Source organism: Polynucleobacter sphagniphilus (assembly GCF_001953355.1).
GTDB classification, from domain to species: domain Bacteria; phylum Pseudomonadota; class Gammaproteobacteria; order Burkholderiales; family Burkholderiaceae; genus Polynucleobacter; species Polynucleobacter sphagniphilus.
On the sequence record NZ_MPIY01000002.1, the window covers coordinates 80,303 to 100,994 of the forward strand.

25 protein-coding genes are annotated in these 20,692 nt (G+C 44.2%); 17 read left to right on the forward strand and 8 right to left on the reverse strand.

The window, feature by feature from the left end:
• Positions 1-6 precede the first annotated feature (6 nt).
• The 5 genes from BOQ04_RS02790 to BOQ04_RS02810 are packed head-to-tail and all read right to left on the reverse strand — an operon-like array spanning position 7 to position 6,633.
• Complete coding sequence (locus tag BOQ04_RS02790; RefSeq protein WP_076023259.1) at positions 7-462, reverse strand: DUF2147 domain-containing protein; 456 nt, start codon at positions 460-462, stop codon at positions 7-9.
• A 31-nt stretch (positions 463-493) separates the two neighbouring features.
• Positions 494-1,690, reverse strand: coding sequence for an acetyl-CoA C-acyltransferase (locus tag BOQ04_RS02795; protein WP_076023260.1), 1,197 nt, complete (start codon positions 1,688-1,690; stop codon positions 494-496).
• Between the two features lie 17 nt (positions 1,691-1,707).
• A complete protein-coding gene (locus tag BOQ04_RS02800; protein ID WP_076023261.1) occupies positions 1,708-4,149 on the reverse strand; it encodes a 3-hydroxyacyl-CoA dehydrogenase/enoyl-CoA hydratase family protein in 2,442 nt (813 codons plus the stop codon).
• A gap of 10 nt (positions 4,150-4,159) precedes the next feature.
• Positions 4,160-5,947 carry an acyl-CoA dehydrogenase C-terminal domain-containing protein gene (locus tag BOQ04_RS02805; RefSeq protein WP_076023262.1) on the reverse strand — a complete coding sequence of 596 codons (1,788 nt, stop codon included), beginning with the start codon at positions 5,945-5,947 and terminating at the stop codon, positions 4,160-4,162.
• Between the two features lie 50 nt (positions 5,948-5,997).
• Positions 5,998-6,633 carry a TetR/AcrR family transcriptional regulator gene (locus BOQ04_RS02810; RefSeq protein WP_076023263.1) on the reverse strand — a complete coding sequence of 212 codons (636 nt, stop codon included), beginning with the start codon at positions 6,631-6,633 and terminating at the stop codon, positions 5,998-6,000.
• Positions 6,634-6,870: 237 nt separating this feature from the next.
• Between BOQ04_RS02810 and BOQ04_RS02815 the strand changes: the two genes are divergently transcribed.
• From BOQ04_RS02815 to BOQ04_RS02880, 14 genes are all read left to right on the forward strand, one after another.
• Complete coding sequence (locus BOQ04_RS02815) at positions 6,871-7,677, forward strand: outer membrane protein (RefSeq protein ID WP_076023264.1); 807 nt, start codon at positions 6,871-6,873, stop codon at positions 7,675-7,677.
• 138 nt (positions 7,678-7,815) lie between these two features.
• Positions 7,816-9,492, forward strand: a complete 1,677-nt coding sequence (locus BOQ04_RS02820) for a long-chain-fatty-acid--CoA ligase (protein ID WP_076023265.1) — start codon at positions 7,816-7,818, stop codon at positions 9,490-9,492.
• On the forward strand, positions 9,489-10,469 hold the full coding sequence (locus tag BOQ04_RS02825; protein ID WP_076023266.1) for an NAD(P)H-dependent flavin oxidoreductase: 981 nt from the start codon (positions 9,489-9,491) through the stop codon (positions 10,467-10,469). Before BOQ04_RS02820 ends, BOQ04_RS02825 begins: the two co-directional genes overlap by 4 nt.
• Positions 10,470-10,502: 33 nt before the next feature.
• Positions 10,503-11,252 carry a lysophospholipid acyltransferase family protein gene (locus tag BOQ04_RS02830; protein WP_233126615.1) on the forward strand — a complete coding sequence of 250 codons (750 nt, stop codon included), beginning with the start codon at positions 10,503-10,505 and terminating at the stop codon, positions 11,250-11,252.
• Positions 11,252-12,154: a TorF family putative porin gene (locus tag BOQ04_RS02835; RefSeq protein WP_076023267.1), complete on the forward strand. Its 903-nt coding sequence runs from the start codon at positions 11,252-11,254 to the stop codon at positions 12,152-12,154. Before BOQ04_RS02830 ends, BOQ04_RS02835 begins: the two co-directional genes overlap by 1 nt.
• Positions 12,155-12,168: 14 nt before the next feature.
• Positions 12,169-12,564 (forward strand): DUF805 domain-containing protein, encoded by a 396-nt coding sequence (locus BOQ04_RS02840; protein ID WP_076023268.1) that lies wholly within the window; start codon positions 12,169-12,171, stop codon positions 12,562-12,564.
• 152 nt (positions 12,565-12,716) lie between these two features.
• Positions 12,717-13,388 (forward strand): carboxylesterase/lipase family protein, encoded by a 672-nt coding sequence (locus BOQ04_RS02845; RefSeq protein ID WP_076023269.1) that lies wholly within the window; start codon positions 12,717-12,719, stop codon positions 13,386-13,388.
• Between the two features lie 220 nt (positions 13,389-13,608).
• Positions 13,609-13,899, forward strand: coding sequence for a hypothetical protein (locus BOQ04_RS02850; protein ID WP_076023270.1), 291 nt, complete (start codon positions 13,609-13,611; stop codon positions 13,897-13,899).
• Positions 13,900-14,043: 144 nt separating this feature from the next.
• Positions 14,044-14,229 (forward strand): helix-turn-helix domain-containing protein, encoded by a 186-nt coding sequence (locus tag BOQ04_RS02855; RefSeq protein WP_076023271.1) that lies wholly within the window; start codon positions 14,044-14,046, stop codon positions 14,227-14,229.
• The gene (locus tag BOQ04_RS02860) at positions 14,226-14,522 is read left to right on the forward strand and encodes a hypothetical protein (protein WP_076023272.1); all 297 of its coding nucleotides are present in this window, start codon (positions 14,226-14,228) and stop codon (positions 14,520-14,522) included. Before BOQ04_RS02855 ends, BOQ04_RS02860 begins: the two co-directional genes overlap by 4 nt.
• A 37-nt stretch (positions 14,523-14,559) precedes the next feature.
• Positions 14,560-15,021: a Smr/MutS family protein gene (locus BOQ04_RS02865; protein ID WP_233126616.1), complete on the forward strand. Its 462-nt coding sequence runs from the start codon at positions 14,560-14,562 to the stop codon at positions 15,019-15,021.
• A 55-nt stretch (positions 15,022-15,076) separates the two neighbouring features.
• Positions 15,077-15,418, forward strand: a complete 342-nt coding sequence (locus BOQ04_RS02870) for an ElaB/YgaM/YqjD family protein (RefSeq protein ID WP_076023274.1) — start codon at positions 15,077-15,079, stop codon at positions 15,416-15,418.
• A gap of 6 nt (positions 15,419-15,424) precedes the next feature.
• Positions 15,425-15,793 carry a phage holin family protein gene (locus BOQ04_RS02875; RefSeq protein WP_076023275.1) on the forward strand — a complete coding sequence of 123 codons (369 nt, stop codon included), beginning with the start codon at positions 15,425-15,427 and terminating at the stop codon, positions 15,791-15,793.
• Positions 15,790-16,074, forward strand: coding sequence for a YqjK family protein (locus BOQ04_RS02880; protein ID WP_233126617.1), 285 nt, complete (start codon positions 15,790-15,792; stop codon positions 16,072-16,074). Before BOQ04_RS02875 ends, BOQ04_RS02880 begins: the two co-directional genes overlap by 4 nt.
• 17 nt (positions 16,075-16,091) lie before the next feature.
• Here BOQ04_RS02880 and BOQ04_RS02885 read toward each other — a convergent pair whose 3' ends face one another.
• Positions 16,092-16,610, reverse strand: a complete 519-nt coding sequence (locus BOQ04_RS02885) for an adenine phosphoribosyltransferase (protein WP_076023276.1) — start codon at positions 16,608-16,610, stop codon at positions 16,092-16,094.
• Positions 16,611-16,621: 11 nt separating this feature from the next.
• Between BOQ04_RS02885 and BOQ04_RS02890 the strand changes: the two genes are divergently transcribed.
• Positions 16,622-17,182 (forward strand): phosphorylase family protein, encoded by a 561-nt coding sequence (locus BOQ04_RS02890; protein ID WP_076023277.1) that lies wholly within the window; start codon positions 16,622-16,624, stop codon positions 17,180-17,182.
• A 15-nt stretch (positions 17,183-17,197) separates the two neighbouring features.
• On the opposite strand, the gene BOQ04_RS02895 is transcribed toward BOQ04_RS02890, so the two are convergent.
• Both BOQ04_RS02895 and BOQ04_RS02900 read right to left on the reverse strand, forming a co-directional pair.
• Entirely contained in the window at positions 17,198-18,073 is an 876-nt protein-coding gene (locus BOQ04_RS02895) for a transporter (protein WP_143742147.1), read from the reverse strand.
• Positions 18,074-18,106: 33 nt separating this feature from the next.
• On the reverse strand, positions 18,107-18,637 hold the full coding sequence (locus BOQ04_RS02900; RefSeq protein WP_076023279.1) for a hypothetical protein: 531 nt from the start codon (positions 18,635-18,637) through the stop codon (positions 18,107-18,109).
• A 131-nt stretch (positions 18,638-18,768) separates the two neighbouring features.
• Between BOQ04_RS02900 and BOQ04_RS02905 the strand changes: the two genes are divergently transcribed.
• Both BOQ04_RS02905 and BOQ04_RS02910 read left to right on the forward strand, forming a co-directional pair.
• Entirely contained in the window at positions 18,769-19,248 is a 480-nt protein-coding gene (locus BOQ04_RS02905; RefSeq protein WP_076023280.1) for a MarR family winged helix-turn-helix transcriptional regulator, read from the forward strand.
• Positions 19,245-20,675, forward strand: coding sequence for an efflux transporter outer membrane subunit (locus tag BOQ04_RS02910; protein WP_076023281.1), 1,431 nt, complete (start codon positions 19,245-19,247; stop codon positions 20,673-20,675). The genes BOQ04_RS02905 and BOQ04_RS02910 overlap by 4 nt, the downstream gene beginning before the upstream one ends.
• The last annotated feature ends 17 nt before the right edge of the window (positions 20,676-20,692 follow it).

Sequence of the window (20,692 nt, forward strand, 5' to 3'; positions counted from 1 at the left end):
TGTAGATTACTGCTCAGCTTTGTACCAAACTTGGGTGCGACCTAATAATGGAATGCCAATATAGCCGCGGACATCCATCTTTTTGCCATCTTCAGTTGCAACCTTAACTTTGTAGGTTTCGCCATTCTTTGGGTCTAAGATTTTTCCATCTGACCAAGTACCCGACCCATCTTGCTTAAGATCACTCATAATTTTCATGCCAATAAGAGGCTTATCTTTACGATCGTCTTTGCACAGATTGCAATAAACTAGCGGCGTTTCGCCTGGGGCTGGGAATGTTTTGATGATGGTGCCCTGTAAAAACCCATTGGCCTCTTCAATCTTAATTAAGGAAGCCGGTTGATTGGTTTTATCGTCAATTGTTTTCCAAACCCCAATAGCTGGATCGGTAGCTTGAGCATACGTATTGCCAGCAATCAGACCAAGAATGCAGGCCGATAGAATGATTTGTTTTTTTAACATTCTGATGTCTCCCATTTTTGATAAAAGCTGATTAGCAACGCTCAAATATTCCAGCAGCGCCCATACCGGTACCAACGCACATCGTCACCATGGCGTGTTTAAGATTACGTCTCTGTAGCGCATGAATCGCTGTTGCAGCTCTGATGGCGCCTGTTGCACCCAAAGGATGTCCAAGAGCAATAGCGCTACCCAAAGGATTGACTTTGCTTTGATCCAAACCAAGATCTCGAATGACCGCTAAAGACTGGGCTGCAAACGCTTCGTTTAACTCGATCCAGTCCAAATCCTGCAAATTGAGTCCAGCCAGTTTTAACGCAGCTGGAATAGCCTCTTTAGGGCCGATGCCCATAATTTCTGGTGGAACACCCTTAACGGCAAAGCTAACAAAGCGCGCTAAAGGAGTGAGACCAAAGGTCTTGATCGCTTTTTCACTGGCTAAGATGAGTGCGCCAACACCGTCAGAGGTTTGTGAGCTATTGCCAGCGGTCACGCTACCTCTAGCGGCGAATGGAGATTTGAGTTTCGCTAACCCTTCAAGCGAGGTATCGATCCGTGGGCCTTCGTCTTTCAAAAATTCACGCCACTGTATATCCACTTGGCCTTTATCCAGATTCATCGAGCGATGGGCAACCTTGACGGGAAAGATTTCAGAGTTAAATTCACCGGCGGCTTGTGCGGCCATAGCCTTTTGATGAGAATGAAATGCAAAAGCATCTTGATCTTCGCGACTGATCTTCCATTGTTGCGCAACTTTCTCGGCGGTTAAGCCCATACCGTAAGCAATACCAATGTTTTCATCGGCCATAAAGATTTCTGGTGACATCGATGGAGAGTTGCCACCCATGGGAACCATACTCATTGACTCAACACCGCCAGCAATCATCACATCCGCTTCGCCAACCCGAATGCGGTCAGCTGCCATAGCAATGGCATTTAACCCAGACGAGCAGAAACGGTTGACAGTAATACCGCCAATAGTATTTGGTAGCCCACCTAGGAGTAAACCAATGCGGGCCACATTCAATCCTTGTTGACCTTCTGGCATGGCACAGCCAATAATGGCATCCTCAATGGCTTTGGGATCTAGGGTGGGTACTTGCGTCAGAATATGTTGCAAGGCGTTGCCAAGTAAGTCATCCGGACGAGTATTTTTTAATGCACCTCGCCCAGATCTACCAACGGCACTGCGAGTGGCAGCAACGATATATGCGTCTTGAATATTTTTCATAGTGATATCTCGGTAAATTAGTTTCTAACAGGCTTGCCAGTTTGGAGAATACCCATAATCCGTTCCATGGATTTAGGGTGACCAATGAGCTCCACAAATGCCTGGCGCTCCAGTTTGAGCAGCCACTCTTCAGTAACAAGCGTTCCTGCATCGACATCGCCACCAGTAATGATCTGAATGATCTTCTGAGCAATGTGCGCATCGTGTTCAGAGATAAAGCCACCGTCACGCATATTGACTACTTGACCCATCACGGTGGCGGCAACAGAACGGCCACCAACCGGTATTAAGGTTGGTATAGGAGGTCTGTATCCGGAGTAGCGCATTGCTTTGACTTGATCTTGTGCCAAAGCCAGTAATTCATAGACGTTTGCAACGATAATGTCACCCTTTTGGAGGTAAGCCATCTTCATTGCTTCTTGAGCTGATGAAGAAACCTTAGCCATTGCAGCATTTTCAAAAGCGGCTTTGGTGAAATCCAAATAATTGGTGTTCCCAGCAAGCGCAACGCCTTGAGCCGCACGAATGGCTGCTTCTTTAAGTCCGCCACCAGCAGGCAATAGGCCAACACCAACTTCCACTAATCCGATATAGCTCTCCATAGCGGCAACCCTGCGTGCAGATTGAAGAACCAGTTCACAACCACCCCCTAAAGCAATGCCAGAGACCGCTGAAACTACAGGCACTTGGGAGTATTTGATTTTCATCATCGTGTCTTGAAACTCTTTGACGAACGGCTCAACTCCAGCAGGACCGCCTTTCATAACCATGGGCATTGCAGCCTCCAAGTTGGCGCCTGCAGAGAAGGGCCCACCAGGTGTACCTAGCTTCAATGAAGTTGGTTGCCAGATTACCAAGCCTGCGTAGTTTGCTTCTGCAATCTCAACCGCTTTTTGTAGACCACTTAATACATCTGGACTGAAGGTATTCATCTTCGAGCGGAATGAGGCAATTAAAACCTCAGGCTGATTAGCATCTACCCAAGCTCGGAAGTCCGTGTTTTCAAAAACAGTGGTGCCCGCTGTTTTAGGATCTGGAGAACCATCTCCTAACAGTGGTGCTCTAAATACTTGCTTTTGATATACCGGTAAAGTAGAGCGGGGGATGTATTTATTCTCAGATGCAGACCATGAACCTTCAGGAGTATGGAAAGCTTGCTTATCCGCAACTGGCCCACTAAAGATCCATGCGGGCAAAGGTTCTTTGCTTAATGTTTTGCCAGCATCGATATCTTCTTTAATCCAATTAGCTACTTGCGTTAATCCAGCGGCTTGCCAATCTTCAAACGGACCTAAATTCCAGCCATAACCCCAACGCATTGCAAAATCGATTTCTCGAGCAGATTGCGCAATCTCACCAAGATGAATAGCACAGTAGTGGAAGATATCCCGATAGATAGCCCATAAGAACTGAGCTTGCGGTTCATCGGTCTCGCGTAGCAATTCAAGTCGTTCTGCAATCGGTTTTTTCAGAATGCGTTCAATTAGTGGTTCAATCGTTGCAGTAGATGGTTTGTATTCACCGGTGGCAGCATCCAATACAAGAACATTCTTCCCGTCCTTGCGATAAAAGCCTGCTTTGGTTTTCTGTCCCAGCGCACCTTTTGCAATGAGCTGACTTACAACCTCAGGAGTTTTAAACAGAGCAGAAAAGGAATCGCCTTGTAATGCATTTTCCATAGTCTTAATAACATGAGCCATGGTATCTAAGCCAACGACATCGCTGGTTCTGAAGGTTGCTGACTTAGCGCGTCCAAGTTTGCTACCGGTAATGGCATCAACTTCATCAAAGCCAAGACCAAACTTTTGCGCCTCTGCAAAAACAGCTAGGATAGAGAAAACACCAACACGATTGCCGATAAAATTTGGCGTATCTTTAGCACGTACAACCCCTTTGCCCATTGTGGAAGTCATAAAGGTTTCTAGAGCATCTAATACGGCAGGATCGGTATCCGCTGCCGGGATGAGTTCGAGTAAATGCATATACCGAGGCGGGTTAAAGAAATGCACACCACAGAAGCGCTTCTTCAGGTCGCCAGAAAAGCCTTTGGCAAGCTCGCCAATAGGAAGGCCTGAGGTATTGGTAGCAAACAGAGCATGCGCCGGAATATGTGGAGCTACTTTCTCATAGAGGGCGTGCTTCCAATCTAAACGTTCAGCAATTGCCTCAATAATGAGGTCACAATCTGCCAAGAGGCCTAAGTCGTCCTCATAATTTGCAGGAGTGATTAGATTGGCTTCTGAAGATAAACCCAGAGGAGCGGGTTTCAGTTTCTTCAGGTTCTCGATTGCTTTCATGGCAATCGCATTCTTGTTAACAGGTTTGCCATCATCCGATTTGCTTGGCAAGTCAAACAGAACTACTGGTAGACCGACGTTAATGCACTGCGCAGCAATCTGAGCACCCATGACGCCAGCACCTAGAATGGCTACTTTTTTAATAATCTTGTTATCACTCATGTTCAGTCTTTCAGAAAAAATCAGCAGGCATTGACATTAATGATTTAGAGCCAGCGCGTGCCTGACGAATTAACATCGCTGTTTCAGGAAGTAATTTGTCAAAGTAAAAGCGAGCTGTGGCCAACTTCGCTTGATAAAAAGGATCGTTACTCGATTTATTGGCTAAGGCAATTTTTGCCATGCGGGCAAATAGATAGGAATAAATCAAATGGCCCACAACGCGTAAGTAGGGAACTGCAGCAGCACCCACTTCCTCGTGGTTCATCATGGCTTTCATGCCAATTTCTTTGGTGAGTTTTTCAACCTTAACAGCAATATCTGAAAGTGGATCAATAAACTCCTGCATTTCCTTGCGCACACCTTCATCTTCGATGAACTGTTCGATGATTTTGCCAAACTTGGTAAGCTTCTTGCCCATATCTCCAAGAACTTTTCTACCCAAGAGATCAAGAGATTGAATGGTGTTGGTGCCCTCATAAATCATATTGATACGAGCATCACGAACATATTGCTCCATACCCCATTCAGCAATATAGCCATGACCACCAAATACCTGCATGCCTTCGTTTGTTGCAGTAAATGCGTTATCGGTTAAGAAGGCTTTAATGATTGGGGTGAGTAGGGCTACCATCTCACCTGTTTCTTTACGAACTTTTTCATCAGGATGATTAAGTTCTTTATCAATCATGAGGGCCACCCAGTAAGAGAAGGCTCTACCAGCTTCTGCGTAAGCTCTTTGGGTGAGCAACATTCTACGAACATCCGGATGAACAATAATCGGATCAGCCGCCTTTTCGGGTGCCTTAGCCCCAGTTAAGCTACGCATTTGTAAACGCTCTTTGGCATAAGCGGCAGAGTTCTGATATGCCACCTCTGTTAAGCCAAGACTTTGCATACCTACGCCAAGACGAGCCGCATTCATCATGACGAACATGGCGTTTAGACCTTTATGCGGCTCTCCAACCAATGTACCAATAGCGCCATCAAAGTTCATAACGCAGGTGGCATTCCCATGAATACCCATCTTGTGCTCTAAGGAGCCGCAAGACACTGCATTTGCTTTGCCAATAGCACCATCAGCTCCCACATGAAATTTAGGTACTGCAAATAAAGAGATGCCTTTGCTTCCAATTGGAGAGTCCGGTAAGCGCGCCAACACTAAATGAACAATATTTTCTGCGAGATCATGATCTCCGCTAGAAATAAAGATCTTGGTTCCATTGATGGCATAAGTGCCATCTGCTTGAGGCTCAGCTTTTGTTTTGAGTAAACCAAGATCCGTGCCGCAATGAGGTTCCGTTAAACACATCGTTCCTGTCCATTGGCCAGAAACGAGTTTTTCAAGATACAGTTTCTTCTGCTCATCAGTACCATGGGCATGAAGGCATTCATAGGCTCCATGCGATAGGCCCGGATACATCGTCCAAGATTGATTTGCGGAGTTGAGCGTTTCATATAGAACGGTATTAAGTAACTGCGGCAATCCTTGGCCGCCATATTCAGGATCACATGACAATGCAGGCCAACCGCCAGCGACATATTGTTGATAGGCTTGTTTGAAGCCAGTAGGCGTAGTAACAGAGCCGTCTTCGTGGCGAGTGCAGCCCTCCTTGTCACCAATTTGATTCAATGGAAAGGCGATCTCACTAGCAAACTTGCCAGCCTCTTCAATAATTTGATTGATAGTGTCTTTATCAACCTCCTGGTAAGCAGGTAAGGCAGCAAATTCTTTATCAGCGCCGAGGAGTTCATGAATCACAAATTGAATATCACGAAGAGGGGGGTTATATTGGGGCATGATGTTCTTCTATCTATTGAGGTGTTGAAGAGATTTGTTGATTGGGTTTTTTAATTTGATTTATTGCTACTCAAAATTTCTTTAATTAACTTGTTTGCGGTTACCAAGCATTTGGGGTTATCTAAGAAACGAGAATCGTGATGAACCCCAAGAACAATACTGTAAAGTTGAAAGAGCAGGGCCTCTACATTCAGAGATTTCTTCAGGTGACCAGCAGCGATAGATTCTTTAATTGCCCTGCGGATAGCAGAGCGCCAATCCTCTACGCTACGTACCAACTCATCGCGGACGATGCCAGGTTGGTCATCAAACTCAACAGCCCCAGCAATAAAGAAGCAGCTAGAACTGTCATCGCCAATACTCATCTTGAGCCATAGTTGGATCATTTGATTTAAGCGAGGCAAGCCTTTGGGCTTCAGTAGTGCGGGGATAAAGACTAAACCTTGAAACCGTTGGTAATACTCCCTCACTACAGCAACTTGTAGCTCTTCCCTGGAGCCAAAGTGAGCAAAGACACCGCTTTTACTCATATTGACCGCTTCTGCAATATTGCCAATGGTTAAGCCTTCAAGCCCTGATTTACTGGCGATCGCAAGAGCCGCTTCAATAATGGAGTTCTTTGTCAGGGCCCCTTTTTTAGGCTCCATTATTTCTCGCTGTAAATCTGTAGATTCTTGTATGGTCATTTCAATTTACGCAATTTGTTGTAAAAATAATACGATCGTTCGTTTATATTACATCATTAATTCATTCTCGAAACCAGTTTCTAGACCCATTAAATAAAGATTCCTATCTACAGAGCTAACCAAATTGATGCACTGCAAAATAAATAGAGGGAAAACCCGAGATACATATTTACTTAAAGGTAATTAAGATTTGTGAAGTTGTTGTGAATCATTAAAAAAATTAACACAGGAAGACATATGAAAACAGTAAAAATTAGCGCCTTGGCATTAGCGATGATGGGCGTGTTTGCAGCTAGTGCAAATGCACAATCAGTTAAAGTAAACGCATGGGAAGGTACCTATGGACAAGTGGGCGTTGGTTATGGAATGTTTGTGCCAAAAATCGGTAGTGGTTCAGCGGTAAGCTCAACTGGTAACTCACCTCTTACTGGCGCACCTTTGACTGCATATGGTTATCCTGCAACAGTTACTCAGTCAGCATCCGCTAGCAACGTGAACAATGTGAATACTGCAACTGCATCGCTATCAGCAGGTTACAACTTTGGCATCAATGAAACTTGGATCTTAGGGTTAGGAGCCTCTTACTATCCTGGTGCAAGTTCAGGTGCAACTGGGCAATTAAGCTTGGCCCCAACAACTATTTCAAGCCCAGCTGGTGCATCGGTTGGATCCCCTGCAAATGTACCCGGTGGAAGCACTACTGCTACTTACAACGTTAAAAATCTTTATAGCATCACCATTACCCCTGGTTATGCCATTGATAAAGAACGTTTAGCTTATGCAAAACTTGGTTACACTGGTGCAACCATTGGTCTATCAGGTCCAACGCTCGCTTACCAAAGCACCAACCTAACTGGTTGGACCTTAGGCTTGGGTTATAAGCAGATGTTTACTGAGCATTTATATGCATTTGGTGAGGTGAACTATGGCTCTTATGGAAATAAAAATTTAACAGCAACCTTGACTAACGGAACTGTACTGAATGGTATGACCTTGAGTGGCAATGGTACTGATATTTTGGTTGGTGTAGGCTATCGCTTCTAATGTTGTAGATGTTCAATAAAAGCCCTCTCATTGCAGAGGGCTTTTTCTTTGGATTTATTGTTGTCGTGATTAGAATGTGTCATACAGATTTAGCAATCTAACTATAAATAAAAATATATCGAGACTGGAAATAACTTCATGGTCAACCCCTCAAAACCTTGGTTAAAACATTATCCTGAGGGCGTTCCTCATGAAGTGGATATTTCAGGCTACTCTTCTTTGCTGGATATGTTTGAGGAATCCTTTGAGCGCTACCCAAATAGACGTGCATGTGAGTATTTAGATAAGTTTTTAACTTATCGAGATCTTGATCAGCACTCCCAACATTTTGCGGCTTATCTACAGACTTTGGGTTTAGAGCCGGGATCTCGTGTAGCCATTATGTTGCCAAACGTATTGCAATTTCAGATTGCGATGATTGGTATTCTCCGTGCTGGGTTTGTGGTGGTCAATGTCAACCCACTCTACACCGCACGCGAATTGGAGTATCAGCTTAAAGATAGCGGAGCTTCTGCTCTCATTATCTTGGAAAACTTTGCACATGTTTACCAGCACATATCTGCGAATGTTCCCCTGAAAAAGACAATCGTCACTTCACTCGGTGAGATGATTGGCTTAAAAGGTGCGGTAGTGAACTTTGTTGTCCGCAATGTGAAGAAGCTAGTTCCTGAATGGGATTTACCTGGGCACATTACTTTTAATGGTGCTCTGAGCGAGGGTAGTCGACATCTATGGAATAAGCCGAATACTTCGTTAAATGATATTGCCTTTTTGCAATACACGGGGGGTACTACAGGCTTATCTAAAGGTGCCATTCTTTTGCACAGCAATATTCTATCTAACGTCATTCAGACAGAGTTATGGCTTGAGCCGGGATTGAGGCGTAAAAAAGTAGATCAATTAGTCTTCTTATGTGCGTTACCGATGTACCACATCTTTGCTTTAACAGCCTGTTCCGTATTGGGAATGCGCAAAGGTGGTCTGTTAGTTTTGGTTCCTAATCCACGTGATTTTGATGGATTCATAAAGCTATTGAAGAAGCATCCAAATATCAATATCTTCCCCGGAGTAAATACTTTATTTAATGCGCTGATGCATAAACCTGAATTTGCCACAGTGAAGTTCCCTAATATTTTGGCAACTATTGGCGGCGGTATGGCAATGCAAAAGATAGTTGCAGATCACTGGCAAGAAATGACTGGCGCTCCCATTGCCGAAGGCTATGGCCTTTCAGAAACATCACCAGTTGCCTGCGTCAACTCTGCTTTGATTGAGAGCTTTACTGGCTATATTGGCTTCCCGGTACCAAGTACCGAAGTAGTGATCTTAGGCGATGACGGCATCGAAGTACCTTTTGGTACTCCTGGTGAGATTTGTATTCGGGGGCCTCAGGTAATGGCCGGTTACTGGAACAAGCCCGAGGAAACCAAGAATGTTATGACGCCCGATGGCTTCTTTAAATCAGGCGATATCGGCATCATGAATCCCGACGGCCTAACTAAGATTGTCGACCGTAAAAAAGATATGGTTCTGGTTTCTGGATTTAACGTCTATCCAAATGAAGTGGAAGAGGTTCTATCTCTCATTCCTGGAGTGCTGGAATGTGCAGTCATTGGTGTGCCTGATGAGGATTCAGGCGAAGCCGTTAAGGCGTTCATTGTGAAACAGGATGCTTCATTAACAGAGGAAGCTATCATGGCGTTCTGTAAAGAAAATCTTACAAACTATAAACGCCCTCGATTCATTGAATTTAGGGCTGATTTACCAAAAACAAACGTTGGAAAAATCCTACGCAGAGAATTGAGAAATAAATGAGCGCCTCAAGAATACCTAAAGCATTGCAAGGACTAAGATTACCCATCATTGCTGCGCCAATGTTTACAGTCAGCTATCCAGAATTGGTTCTCGCCCAATGTAAAGCGGGGATCGTAGGTTCATTTCCGGCTCTCAATGCCCGACCACCAGAGCTTCTAGATGAGTGGTTGAGTAATATTAAAGAGGAGCTCGCAAGACATTCTGCCGCACATCCGGGCAGGGCCGTTGGTCCTCTGGCAGTCAATCAAATCGTTCATATTTCTAATACACGCCTTGAGCATGATGTACGTGTCTGTGTACAACATCAGGTTCCCATCTACATTACTAGCCTGCGTGCACCGGTTAAAGAAATTATTGATGCCGTTCATAGTTATGGTGGAATTGTTTTGCACGATGTGATTAGTATTCGTCATGCTGAGAAAGCACTTGAAGCTGGTGTGGATGGGTTAATACTGGTAGCTGCTGGAGCGGGAGGTCATGCCGGCAATCTATCGCCTTTTGCTTTAGTGGGCGAAGTACGTGCCATGTACCCAGGTCCAATTATTTTATCTGGGGCGATATCAACCGGTGATGCAGTACTAGGCGCTTTGGCGATGGGGGCTGATTTCGCCTATATGGGCACTCGCTTCATCGCAAGTAAAGAAGCGCATGCAAGCGAGCCATATAAAGAGGCCATTGTGAAGGCGCAAGCTGCTGATATTATTTATACGGATCATTTCACTGGCATTCATGGGAACTATATTAAGCAGAGCATCATTAATGCTGGCTTAGATCCCAGTAATTTAGAGCCTGGAGATGCTCAAGCTTTTGCAAAGCTATCCCAGGCCGGTAAAGATGGCTCGGGTGCGAAGGCTTGGAAAGATATTTGGGGTGCGGGCCAAGGAGTCGGGCTGATTGAGGATGCTCCTAGTGTTGCACAGATTGTTGACACAATTGAGCGCGAGTTTAATGCGGCCAAGCAAAGGTTGCTAGGCTAAAATCTTCAGCAAGTTCCCATTTCTGGTTGGCTGATGACTATTCTGATTCTCTGGCTTCGTTCGCTCCTTTTTTACCTCTTTCTTTTTGCCTATGTAACGCTGTGCGCAAGCATCGTAGTCATCATGATTCCCTTTTCTAGTACCAGTGCTCGCTACCAGATAGGTGTCTTTTGGAGTAAAACCACTTTATGGGTGCTAGCAAAGCTCTGCGGTATTGAATATCGAGTTCAGGGCTTAGAAAATATTCCCAAAGATGAAAAGACCCCCCTGATCATTCTGGGTAAGCATCAATCTGCATGGGAAACCATTGCTTATCCCTCAATCTTTCCAAAACCCTTGTGTTTTGTCTTTAAAAGAGAATTACTTTATTTGCCATTCTTTGGTTGGGCATTGGCTTCCTTAAAGATGATTCATATCAATCGCGGCGATGCAGAAAAGGCGCGAGTTTTGGTGGCTAGTCAAGGCAAGCTGCAACTGGCAGAGGGTAAGTGGATTGCGATTTACCCCGAAGGAACTCGTACCCGCGCTGGGAGTTTTAGCCCCTATCGTAAGGGTGGCGTGCGCCTAGCATTAGCTACACAAACCAATATATTGCCGGTCGCTCAAAATTCAGGGCGATTTTGGCCTAGGAACTCAATCTTAAAACGCCCTGGAGTGATTACAGTATCGATAGGTTCGGTTATTGAGGTTGCGGGCAAGAACGAGGTAGAGCTCCAGCAAGAACTCGAGACTGTCATTGAGTCTGAAATGCATCGACTAGATCCCCATTCCTATCATCAGTAATGAACAATAGCTATATTCGTATTCGTCACATACTATGCTTGGTTTCTATGCTAATTGGCCTAAATACATACGCTCAAACTGATAGCGATCACAGCAAGAAATTCAATGCAGCGCAAACTCCCTATCAATTTCAATGGGATATGGATGTAGTCTCAGACTACCGATCGCGTGGCCTGACCCAAACTTTTGGAATGCCGGCAGTGCAGGGCGGAGTTGGGTTGATGCTCCCCAACCACTTTTATGTCGGCAATTGGAACTCTACCGTCTCTTCGGGGGCCGGTTATCCCGGAGCGCTTTTAGAAACAGATCTCTTTGGAGGTTGGGCTCAGCAGCTTGATGAGTACCATATCAATACTGGAATTTATGGGATCATTTATCCAGGTAGCAATGTATCCAACTACGTATTTAGTCCTTTTAAAACTGGAATGTCTTCTGGGATGGTGCATAACGGGGCTGTATTTTTTGCTGTTCAGCGCGGCCCGTTTTCCGTCCAACAAAATATTGCATTTACCAATTTTGAAAGTATGCTCAGTCCCACAGGCGCCTCCACTGCAGGCTCTGCTTATACGAATCTGACTGGTAATTTCCCTATGTCTTCATGGACTTGGGCTGACGGAGGGTGGAGTTTAATAGCCCACGCTGGATACCAGTACGTTGCCAATTATTCTGTTGCTAGCTATGTCGACTGGAAGCTTGGTATTGAAAAAAAATTTGCCAGTATGTGGTCTGCTAACTTGGCATATACACAGACCAACGCCAATGGTAACTGCAGCGCTGCAGCCATTAGCGCTCAACCATACTGCGTTAACAAGTACACTAACAGTAGTGGCATCGGGTCGGGTCCAACGATGAATTCTGGCGGTGCGGCTTTGTTTCTCACAATCAAGGTTGCAAATTATTAATATCAGAGACATTGATGAACATAAAAGAATCCATTGCAAGCTGTTATTTCAAGTATGCAAGCTTTAAGGGTAGAGCCTCTCGCAGTGAATACTGGTACTTCTTTTTGTATGCTGTTATTTTGGGCGAGATCATTCAGTTTGCGGTATCAATGGCGATGCAGCAGCCTTATATGATGATTGATCCTGTTAATGGTTCCGTTGTTTACACCAACGCTTTTTGGATTACACAGGCTATTAGCTTGTTTCTCATTACGATACCTTCCGCATCAGTCATGATTCGCCGCTTGCACGATTCTGATAAATCGGGTTGGTGGTGGTTGGTTAATTTCACAATCATCGGCGTCTTTTACTTTATTTATTTGTTAATTCGAAAGGGCACAGATGGCCCTAATCAGTTTGGTAGCAATTAATTCCTTGTGGAGAAATTCAATGAAGAAAATGATTCCTATTTTTCTAGCCCTCAGTGTATTTGCCATCACTGTCTACGCTGATCAGCAAAAACCGATTGTTTAGATTCAAACAGGCACCCTGCAAGGCGCTTTTGAAAACTCCATGATTAGTTTTGGATCCCAGCGCCTTCTATAAGGGCGAATTTGGTAGCTCATTTGTGGATTGTCAAATCATTCCTGGAGATCCGCCGCCACTATTCGCCGCGCATAAACAGGCTCAAGTTCCATTTATTATTGGCACCAATTCTTGGGATTCTAGTTTTTTAGTCCCCGGCCAACCTCCCGTCTATGTTCTCCTGAAAAAGCTGCATGAAGACCCAAAAACTATTGCCAAGCTGTATGCAAAAGTAAAGGATCGCTGTATTTTGTCCTCTGATATCCAAGGGGATATGATTTATCGCGCTAGTACCAAGATGTTGGCTGGCAGCATGAAAGGCATTGCCCCTGCTTATGCCTATTATTTTGATTACCTGAGCAAAAACATTCGGGTCTCTCATCCGGGTGCCGCGCATACCTTTGAAATTCCTTATGTCTTCGGCAGCCTGGCTCTCATGCCGCAAACCCCTTCTCAGCCTGAATCTGGGGCAGATCAATGCGGTTTAATTGCGCATGCCACTGCTGATCTAAAGAAGGGTATTTGGTCTACATATTGGTATCCAAGCATGGGTAAAAATAGTCCGCAAGATCAAGCAATGTCTGAAAAATTACTCAAAGCTGGGCGGCATTTGCAAAAACTGGTAATCCCAGTGTGGATGGACAAGCTCATTGGCCAATCTACGATATGAAGCAAGATGTGATGAGGGATTTCACGTACGACAGGGGGATCGTAAAAAATCTTCTGAAAGATAGGGGGTTGGTTATCAAATCACACATCTCAAAGAAATCTTTGGACTTGAGTTTTTCAAGGATATTTTTTGATAATCAGCCAACTTAATAACCACCTTAGGGTGGTTTTTTATTCGCTAAGGGGCGTAAAATAAACCTAGAAAGTGATACACAGCGATTATGAAAAGTTACCTCATTCCCTTGGCCTGCACTGTTTTTTTAACAGCTTGCGCTGATATTGAGGCTGAACAGACCAATAATCCTGAAGATATTACATCCAGTGTTGAGGGTTCTACGCCTTGGTCCTTGGGGTCAATCCCCATGAATATGCAAATCCAAGAAGCAACTTTATTGTGCAAAGAGCAGGGCGGCACCTTGCAAATTGTCGATACCCGCATTGCAGCACCCTCCAATCTGAATTCTATTGAATTTGGTGACGTCCAATTCATGTGCTTTGGCACCACCCGCTGACCACCGAGCCTTCCTAGCGTCATAGAAGCCCCTCTCGCAGGGGTTTTTTCTTTTTTCTTATCCCATATCTCTGCTAATAAATATTTTTACTAAAGTTCACAACTTCACAACTTCAGTGGTATAGTAATAAAAGAAAGGGGAGATATGAAACGATTGATACCAAAAACCCACCAAGCGCTAGAGTGGGTGGGCAAGGGCATGACTGCGGCTCAAGCTGCTAGAAAAATGGAAATTTCAGAGTCAAGTGTGTATGCCGCTCTCCGAAAAGTTCGAGCGCAAGATTTAGGTTGTTGCCCAACATGTGGTCACAAATTAAGGAAAACAGAATGAAAAAGACAATACTTGCTGCTATTTCAATATCAGTTGTTGCAATAGCGTATGCCAATACAAGCACCGATTCATCTGAGATGCTCGATCAGCAGTGCAAAATTTCAGCTGAAGCCGTATCCACTCTGAAGGAGTTACGTTATGGAAATACCTCCATTCGTAAGGATGTGAATAGCCTGATTAATACAAGTCTTAAAGTGCAGGAGAATAGAGATGAAGCACGCAAGGCTTTAAATAAAATGGTGGATGATGCATCAAGCAACGCTAGCGTATTAGAAAAGAAATATTGCTCTTAATATTTTTGCAATTTATTTCTTGTGGGGTTGAATCCTAGTGACCAGCGCTTTTGAGTGTCCTGAATGTGGCAACCCTCGCCCTATGGTTGGCTCTTGCCCATATTGCAATAGCAATCTTCTACCACTGTTGCATGAGGACACGGCAGTATTTAATTTAAAGCAAGGCAGTCCAACCGTAGAGGAGGCCGTTGATCGTCTTACGCACTATTTGCGTCGTGCAAGTGAGGTGGGAATAAAAGCGATCATCCTGATTCATGGCTATGGATCTAGCGGTGAGGGCGGAAGAATCAAGTCTGGAGTCCATCAGGCCCTAGAAAATAACTATTTCTCAGATCGCGTTGACGAGTATTACTTCGGTGAACAAGTTGCATTTGGCGGTGAGGCATACCATCGTTTATTGAGAAGGCGTCCCAGCTTAAAAAGTCACCTGAAACACTTTAAGGAAGGTAATGCCGGTATGACAGTTTTATTATTAGGAAATGAGAGCAGAATTGCTTAGAATAGAAGTGTTAATCACTTGCAACCATTTGCCGTCATATTTTTGAAGGATAGGTATGTCTACCAAAGCTTCATCACACCATATTGAGCATGGGACCGCAGCATCAAGCACAGATCAATTGGTCGGTGACTTTAAAGCCCTGATGACTGACGTAGAGGCTCTAATATTGGCTACTGCTTCCCATTCTGATGGGCCAATTAGCGCTATTCGAGGTAAAGCCCTCGAATCTCTTGCAAGCGCCAAAGAATCCTTATCTACGGCTCAAGGGCCAATCACTGAGAAGGTAAAAGAGCTTGCTGAGGGCACGGATGATTTTGTGCATCGCAATCCATGGGAGGCAATTGGCGTTGCGGCCGGCCTAGGTTTGTTAATTGGTCTTTTCATTAGTCGACGCTAGGAATTTATGTCTCAGGAAAATTTGCTGGCATCTCTCAAGGGCCTATTTTCTACTGCAGCCTCAATAGCGCAGACACGGTTAGAGCTACTTTCAACAGACGTACAAATTGCTCGTAGCAAATTTATTAGCATCCTGGTGTTGATTCTCTTTAGCCTTTTCTTTCTATTTTTTGGTTTAGTAATGCTGGCTTTGTTTATTGTGATTTATAGCTGGGAAAGTAATCGGATGTTAGCTTTAGGTCTACTGACTGGCGGCTTCCTCAGTATTGGGCTGATTTTTTCTTTGATTGTGCTGCGCTCTCTCAAAACCATGCCTAAATTATTCGAGGCAACCATTGCTGAGTTGGACAAAGATCGTAAGGCGCTTTCTAAATGATGGCTCAGCAGCTCAGAGCTTTGGAGGGGCGTCGGAATGAGCTCCAGATGCAGGCCGCACATGAACGTGTGCAACTTGCTATCCATTTTGAGCCTCTTGAAAAGCCGCTGGCATGGGCTGATAAGGGTATTGGCGCAATTTCATTTATTAAAAATACTCCTATCCTTTGGACAGGCACCTTTGCTTTGCTTGCCCATTACAAACCCAAGATTGCGAGCAAGGCGCTAGCAGTTGGCTGGGGCGCCATGAAGTTATTAAAGACTACAAAAAACTTCATTTAACTTTTTAGCTTAAATATTTAGACGGTCAGCACTGTCTTATGTTCAATTTGATGTTGATTAAGTAACTGCAAACCATTTAGAAAGCGGATTTCTAGTAAAGAGAGTGCGCCAGCAATCCTAAATCCAGCACTTTCAAGTAATTTCTTTGCTGCTACGATGGTTCCTCCGGTGGCTAGTACGTCATCAATGATTAAGACTTTTGCATCCGCCGGAAGAGCAGCCTGTTGAAGTTCCAATGAATCATTGCCATACTCAAGGCCAAATGATTGCCGATGGCTCGCCTGGGGTAACTTATTTGGCTTTCTAGCGAGAGCTAAACCTTTTTGGTTGCGGTAGGCTAGGGCGCTCGCAAAAATAAAACCACGCGATTCAATACCCAAAATATGACTAAATTCAAATTCCAGTGCCAGTAAACTCATTTGATCAATCGCATGCTGAAAGGCGATGGAGTTTGCTAATAATGGCGAAATGTCTCTAAAAAATATCCCGGGCTTCGGAAAATCTGGCACTACCGGTAGATAATCAATTAAATTCATGCTTATAGAATATGAAAACACAATTACTCATTATTACCGCATTAGAGTCTGAGCTCAAGCGTGATGCACTTCCGAGAAACGTCGAAGTGATTTACTGTGGGATCGGTAAGATCAATGCAGCAATTGCGAGCGTCAAAGCCATTACGCAGTTTGAGCCAGCTCATATCATTAATTTTGGGACTGCTGGCAAAGTAAATACGAAGCTATTTGGGTTGATTGAGATTGGTAAAGTCATCCAGCGCGATATGCTGACCGAACCTTTAGCGCCCCGTGGAAAAACGCCATTTTGTGATCATCCGCATGAACACTATTCATTGGGCGGCCAGTATTGCTGTGGAACGGGTGATAGTTTTGTTACTGCTCATGATCCGTGGCTGAATGACAAACAAATTGATGTAGTTGATATGGAATTATTTGCAATTGCAGCTGTCGCCCATCAATTTAACGTACCATGGAAATCTTTTAAGTACATCACTGATGATGCAAATGAACATGCTGGAACGGACTGGCAGAAAAAAGTTCATCACGGCCAAGAACTTTTTTTAGATAAATTACATTCTCTTTTGATGTGATGATTGATCTGGATCCTATAAACCAGGCCCCCAGCGATACTGCCAGGATAGGCCTAACAAATCAAAGCTATTGTTTGTTCTAGATGAAATACCTGTGCTAGCTGATAAGCGAATCGCATTGTGCTTATCGATTGGGTAGGAGAAGGTGCTGCCGAAGCGCCAATTTTCTTGTGAGCCATTGATTGGGGTGCCATTTACAAAAGCTTGGCCGCCAATAAAGTAGGTGGTGTCAATTGATAACCATGCGGTGGATGGAAAATAATAAATGACATGCGTTTGAGTGGAGTAAATCGGGTTTTCTGAGAATGTATTGCTACCAATATAACTCGTATTGCTGGTAAAAATAGTTGCCGCACCTTCTAATTCAAGCCGCCAGGGCCCAATCGCCTGTGATGCACCAACCCCTGGTTGAATAAACCAGCGATTAGCACCGACATTAATCAGTTGTTGATTGCTATAACTACCCCATGGAATGGAGGCATTGAGACTGGCGCCGACAATTAAATCCTGTTGATAGCTTTTGAATTCTTCACTATCGAGAGCGGGGGCACCATATAAATTGATGGAGGCCTTGAGAACAGGGTCTGAAAATCCGTTCGCAGAGGCATTGATAGTTTGACTATTAACGTTTTTAGATCCCGTTAATTCAGCATAGGGAATAATGAGACTTATTTTTCCGGACTGTCCGTTGATATCCAGAATATGGGTAAAACTAGTAACTTCGCTGGTGAGGGTATAGGAGCCGCTAGAAGCTTGGGCTATTCCAGCGCTAGCAAAATTAAGGCCAATAGGCGCGTTAGAGTATGCGCGCGCCTCAATTTCTTGCCCGAACGTCGCGCCATAATATAGAGCTAATGTCCACCAAACACAAACTTGGAATAGTGTGCTCACAGCTACTTGGTTTTTTCTGAAGCCGGACGCCACTTATTTTGACGGGCTGCCAAATAGAATTTCAGAGGTTTCGCTTGCTCCAAGCGCCTTTTTAAGGCCGATGAAAATCAAGTAAGGCCAAATAATGAGCCAATAAACAATCGATAGGGCAAGAATATGGAGTGGATAACCATGACCAAAGTTATTTAGGGAGCTAATAAAACTTTCGCCATGAAAGAGTCCTTCAACTCCCGCTTCTACAAAGCTCAGCGCAATCACGATGACGAGATAAGTTATTGATTTTTTGAAGAGCACATTGAAAATGCCTTTGCTCTTATTAATTACGATTGGGTAAATCGCCTGACCGATCAACATAAACTTGGCACAAATTCCGGCCTTGATGAATGCCAAGCCAAATACTTCTAGTGGTATTGGATCCTTATGCATAGTAGTAAGCGCTAAAAAGGCGAGGGCGCAAAACCAAGAGGCTAGGTACAGTGTCAGATAAAAAGCTTTCTTTGCCTCCGCTTCCGCACTTGCTTTAAATAGGCTAATTTTGCTGGGTTTTGGGGGGCTTGAGCTCATCAGGTCATTGTAAGTGACTGATAAAAATAGATAAAGCGCAGTTTTAGTCTTTTAGGCAGGCTTCATAAGCCTTCTGCAGAAAATATCAGAATCCACTAGAATTACTTGACTAGTCAACTAATTGAATCAATATGCCTCTCACAGAGCCGCAATTCTATAAACCAGAAAGCTACACGCCACATGGTAGTTTGGTTTACCTTATGCTGAGAAACAAATCGGTTTATCAGCGTATTGCAGATATCAGCTTGTCTGACTTGGGCGTTACTGCTGCTCAGATGAGTGTATTAATGATGGTTGCTCACAATGAAGAGCCAACCATTTCATCCATTTCACAGCTACTTGGAATTCATGCTGCTGCAACCGTACGCATGATTCATAAGCTTGAATCAATGGAGTTGATTAAAAAAATACAGTCTGATTCAGATAAGCGTGTGTTTCATTTGTCTCTCACTCAGTCGGGATCTAAGCTTGCTAAACGCATTCCTGAGCGCCTATGTGGACTACTCAATCGCTCATTGATGGGCTTTACGCATGCTGAGTTTGATCAATTCAAAGATTTCTTGCTGAGAATTGAAAAGAACAATGCGTTGCAATTAAAGGATCTTTCATGATTCATTCAATAAGTAAGAATATGCGAAATATTTTGATCATTGGTTTTGCTCTGCTGTTATCTTCTTGCGCTCTTTTTCCAAGGGATAGCTTGCCTGAACAGGCGATTAAGCCGCTTGAGCAACTGGAGCCGCAATTAGATACGAAAGCCAGCCAAATTAGCGATGAGTGGTGGAAAGCGTTTGGAGATCCACAGTTAAATCGGCTGATCTCCTTGGGGCTTAAGAATTCACCAAGCCTGGAGACTTCAGGCGCAAGGATTGTTGCTGCGCAAGCTATGCTTGACACTGAGAAAGCGGCTTTCTTGCCCCAAATTGGTGTAAGTGGTCAGCTTGATCGTGAGCAGCTTTCGCAGAACTATATTTTTGTGCCGGGCATGCCGGTCTATACGGGTTATGGATTGGCCAGCGCTTCACTAAATTGGTCAATCGACATATGGGGTAAGCAGAAAAAGTATTTCGATGCAGCCAAGAATCAAGTCATTGCTGCTCAAGCAAATTATCGAGCCTCCCAGTTACTACTCGCTACAACGATTGCTAGAATTTATCTCGATTACGATCGCATGACTCAGGCCCGGGCCTTATTTACCCGAGATGCAGACTTAAAAAAATCCCTCTATCAAATAGCACGCGATAAACAGCGTACTGGCTTGGCGGATGCAATTCAAGTAAATCAGCGCCAAGTCGAATTTGAAACTGCAGAGGCCAACTTAAGTCAGGCTAATTTAGGTGTGAAGATGTTGCAACATCAACTGGCTGCTTTGGTTCAAGAGGGTCCGTCATGGGGTGAGACTCTAAATGCCCCAACGCTTAAGGTCGTGGGACTTGGTTTACCTGAGGTGATTCCCTCTAACTTACTTGAAAGAAGGCCTGATTTACAGGCCCTGCTTAGTCAAATAGATGTAGCGAAACTTCAATTAGATGGAGCTAAGCTAGAGTATTTGCCCGATGTCAACCTGGCTGGTTTTATTGGCGTCCAATCGTTTGGTATTTCTCAGCTCTTTAACAGTAGAAGCCAGCAATTCAGTATTGGACCTGCAATTAGCCTGCCTATATTCGATGGTGGCGCAATAGCAGCAAATATTACGGGCAAGGAATCTGCCCGCAATCAGGCGATTGCTAATTATCAAGAGCAGTTGGTGCAGGCCTTACGAGATGTCGCTGATGGTGTTGGCTCCATGAGAAGTAGTCAGGCTAATTTTGAGAGCTATAAGACCACCTTTCAAAGTGCAAAATCAAATTATGAGATTGCTCGTCAGCGTGCAAAGGTAGGCATTAGCTCGCAAGAAGCAGTATTAACTACGGAACAATCCTATCTAGCTCAGGGCCAAAATTTTGCTGATGCTAAAGCCAAAATGCTTACTGCCAATGTTGTCTTGGTGCAGGCGTTAGGCGGATCCTATTTACAACATTCTAAAAAATCAGATTAACACTTCATATAAAGAAA